The organism is Arthrospira sp. PCC 8006 (genome assembly GCF_046480465.1).
GTDB lineage: Bacteria > Cyanobacteriota > Cyanobacteriia > Cyanobacteriales > Microcoleaceae > Limnospira > Limnospira platensis.
This window is the reverse complement of sequence record NZ_PKGG01000360.1, coordinates 1-3,282: the sequence shown is the minus strand read 5'-3', so window position 1 is coordinate 3,282 and position 3,282 is coordinate 1. Positions and strand designations below refer to the sequence as shown.

The window sequence follows — 3,282 nt, the reverse complement described above, 5'->3', positions numbered from 1 at the left end:
TTATGACCTTGAGTTCCCTGCCTTACTTAGTTACCTAAGCGTCGGGACATATAATCAGTTATGAGGATGCTCAGGAGAGGTCTCCTTATATCCAGATTCGGAGCTGGAATCCTCACCGGGTAGTTATTTCGGGCATTTCAGCCCTATTTCATACCCGAACGTCTCGCACCCGCGTCAAGCACGTAGTATTTACCTTTGTTGATACTCAGGTAAATTCTGGCTATTGCGTCTTGGGTTGACCGTCCTGGACGGAACCCGTAGCTTGTATCTTCAAATCTCGATTCCCATTCAGGTTCGAGTGCCGACTTAACCAAGGCTTGCCTTGCTCTATCTTGGATTGTAGGAATTCCTAGAGGGCGTTTTTCATCCCTACCAGGTTTTGGTATCCATACTCTCCTAAGTGCTTTTGCTTTAAGATTTCCTTTGATTTTCTCGGTCAGTTCAAACCTTTGCTTAGGAGAAATTGTAATAACTCCATCTACTCCAGCTGTTCTCTTTCCTTGATTGTCTTGGGTCACTCGCCGCACTGCTAAGAGTCGGGCATAATATGATTTCACCAATAGACGTTGCCACCTTCTGACCTTTGCATCCTGTCCCGATTTAGCTGCTTGAAATATCCTCTTTTGGAGTTTGAAAACTTTCCGTTGAACTTTCGCCCATGGGATTGCCTTACATGCGTTTTTCGTAGTCTTGATTGGTCTGGGTTTACCAAAGCCTTTCTTTAAACTCGCTTGCGCCATATAAGCTCCTACTAAACTCTATTCTTACAATCAAACCGTGACCCGTTAGCATATCCCTACCATTACAGTCGGGCGTTGGCTTCTGGTCACATCTTACCCCCTCAAAGAGTTAGGGGTCGAGAGTGAAGTCACCTTCCCGAACTCCCATTCAGAACCGTGCTTGATAGTTTCCCATCACACGGCTCCTGGTGTGGATACCCTATTTGTCAAAGGAGCAGAATCAACAGACCTGCTTTCTACTTCGATGTTCAGAGCTATATGCACCACGTAGTCTTTAAACTCGTCCTCGCCATTATACTCTTACTGACCGCAGTATCTATATCCACACCGTGACAATTGGGCATATCCCCACCATGACAATTGGGCTTTAGCTTCTGGTCACATCCTTCACCCTCTAAGCATGCGCTTACATTTTTCACTACTGCCTTGTGAATAGCATTACTCACTTGTTTATAGGCAGAGCATTAGAGGGGTTACAACGTTCCGATTATATGGGCATTCCATCGTTAGATTTGTCCTCAGAACCGGGGTACTTTTAAAGGTCTGTGTAGGTAGTCGGACGAACCCCCTACTTTTCCCCTTGCCCTTTTGAGCGCAGCGTGTCAACCTATTTCGCTGCTAGTGTATTACGATGGTTCAAGTCGGACATTCGGTCTTCCTAATCATAGATGGTTGGCAGTGGTCGCGTCTTGGTAGTAGGTTCTACCTCACGCCTTCCGTTCCCCGCTTCTATCCTGGAGTTATGATTTCCAAAACTGGGGGTGGCTATCGCCGTTACTCTCTACTCCCTGATTTCTCAGTTCGTTTATGACCTTGAGTTCCCTGCCTTGCTTAGTTCCCTAAGCGTCGGGACATATAACCAGTTATGAGGATGGTCAGGAGAGATCTCCTTATATCCAGATTCGGAGCTGGAATCCTCACCGGGTAGTTATTTCGGGCATTTAAGCCCTATTTAATACCCGAACGTCTCGCACCATACGCTTACACTTTTCACGCTCTGCCGTGAGGCAGAGCCAATGAGGGGTTTAAACGTTCCATCTATGGGGGCATTCCATCTTTAGATTCGTCCTATCCACCGGGGTACTTTAAAGGTCTGTGAAGGTGGTGGTGATATACCCCTTCTTTTCCCCGTACTCTTTTGAGCGCAGCGTATCAACCTATTTCGCTACTAGAGTATTACGATGGTTSAAGCCGGACATTCGGTTTCCCTAATCATGGATGGTTGGCAGTGGTCGCCTCTGGTAGTAGGTTCTACTTCACGCCTTCCGTTCCCCGCTTCAGTCTGACGGGTGTGAACCTTGAAACTGGGGGTGGCTACCGCCGTTACTCTCAACTTCCTGCTGTACATAACACCAGCGTTCAGCCTTGACCTTGAGTCTCTTGGCCTTTATCTGATTCTAAATCCAATTTAGCCCAGATAATTGGAACACATAGATAGTTATGGGATGGTCAGGTACGCTCACCTTATATTCTACCAAGGGGTAGAAGTCCCACTAGGAGATGATTTCAGGCATTGCAGCCCTATTTCACTCCTAAACGTCTCGCACACCGCCGTTACTCTCAACTTCCTGCTATACTTGAGGAGTCATAACTTCCTCTTTCTAGCGCTCTGTCTTGACCTTGAGTCTCTCTGCCTTATCTGGGTGTCGAGTCCAGATGTTGGAACACATAGATAGTTATGGGATGGTCAGGGCGCACTCCTTATATTCTACCAAGGGGTAGAAGTCCCACTAGGAGGTTATTTCAGGCATCGCAGCCCTATTCCACTCCTAAACGTTTCGCACGGTGGTTGCTATTGTAACAGGTTTTTGGTTTGTGTGTAGGTTTGAGGAAGTTTTTTGTTACTAGCAAGCACGTCGTCAACTCCGACGTTTTAGACGAAAGCGCCAGACCCGATATCGGCGGGCTCGGTTCTTGAATCGGACTCGTCCCAAGGGTTGGTTAGCTCCGAGCTTGCAGCATCGGGTAGATACCCTTATAACCTGGGTTAACCGATTCCGTATACTCGCCCCAGTTGGCAGCATTACTCAAGAGCTAGTACGGTTCGACCTACAATTGATGGAAAACCCTGAGATATCAGGTGTTGAGTATCATCCGGGAGAATTATAGCAAAAGACAGAAAAGTTAGGACGTATAATAGCAAGGATATCTACAGAAGACCCAAAAGGCCAGCCCCCTACAGTTACGACCTTAGACAAAAAGTTATCAATGCAATTGAACTATACGGTATGTCCAAAACCAAAGCCAGTCAATTTTTCCATCTCAGCCGGAACACTATCAATCTCTGGCTGCAAAGAAAAGAACACACCGGAGACTTCCTCCCTAAACCTAATCGCCCACCTGGTCATAACCACAAAATTACCGACTGGCAAAAATTCAAGGCTTTTGCCCAAGAGCATGGCGACAAAACCTCCGCTCAAATGGCTCAACTTTGGGATGACGACATCTCTCCTCGCACCATATCCAGAACCTTGAAGAAAATTGGCTTCACCAGAAAAAAACTTACGGCTACCAAGAACGTGATCAGCAACAGCGAGAGGAG

Annotated in this window: 2 protein-coding genes and 2 pseudogenes; 2 read left to right on the top strand and 2 right to left on the bottom strand. The window is 46.8% G+C overall.

Going from position 1 to position 3,282, the window contains the following annotated elements; translation table 11 throughout:
• Positions 1-143: 143 nt before the first annotated feature.
• Positions 144-740 (bottom strand): reverse transcriptase N-terminal domain-containing protein, encoded by a 597-nt coding sequence (locus tag B9T16_RS27235; protein ID WP_410246240.1) that lies wholly within the window; start codon positions 738-740, stop codon positions 144-146.
• 1,168 nt (positions 741-1,908) lie between these two features.
• Complete coding sequence (locus B9T16_RS27230) at positions 1,909-2,088, bottom strand: hypothetical protein (protein ID WP_410246239.1); 180 nt, start codon at positions 2,086-2,088, stop codon at positions 1,909-1,911.
• Positions 2,089-2,591: 503 nt separating this feature from the next.
• Here B9T16_RS27230 and B9T16_RS27225 point away from each other — a divergent pair.
• Positions 2,592-2,846, top strand: a pseudogene (locus B9T16_RS27225) (RRXRR domain-containing protein); the annotation flags it as partial.
• A 41-nt stretch (positions 2,847-2,887) separates the two neighbouring features.
• Positions 2,888-3,282: pseudogene (locus B9T16_RS27220) on the top strand (IS630 transposase-related protein); the annotation flags it as partial.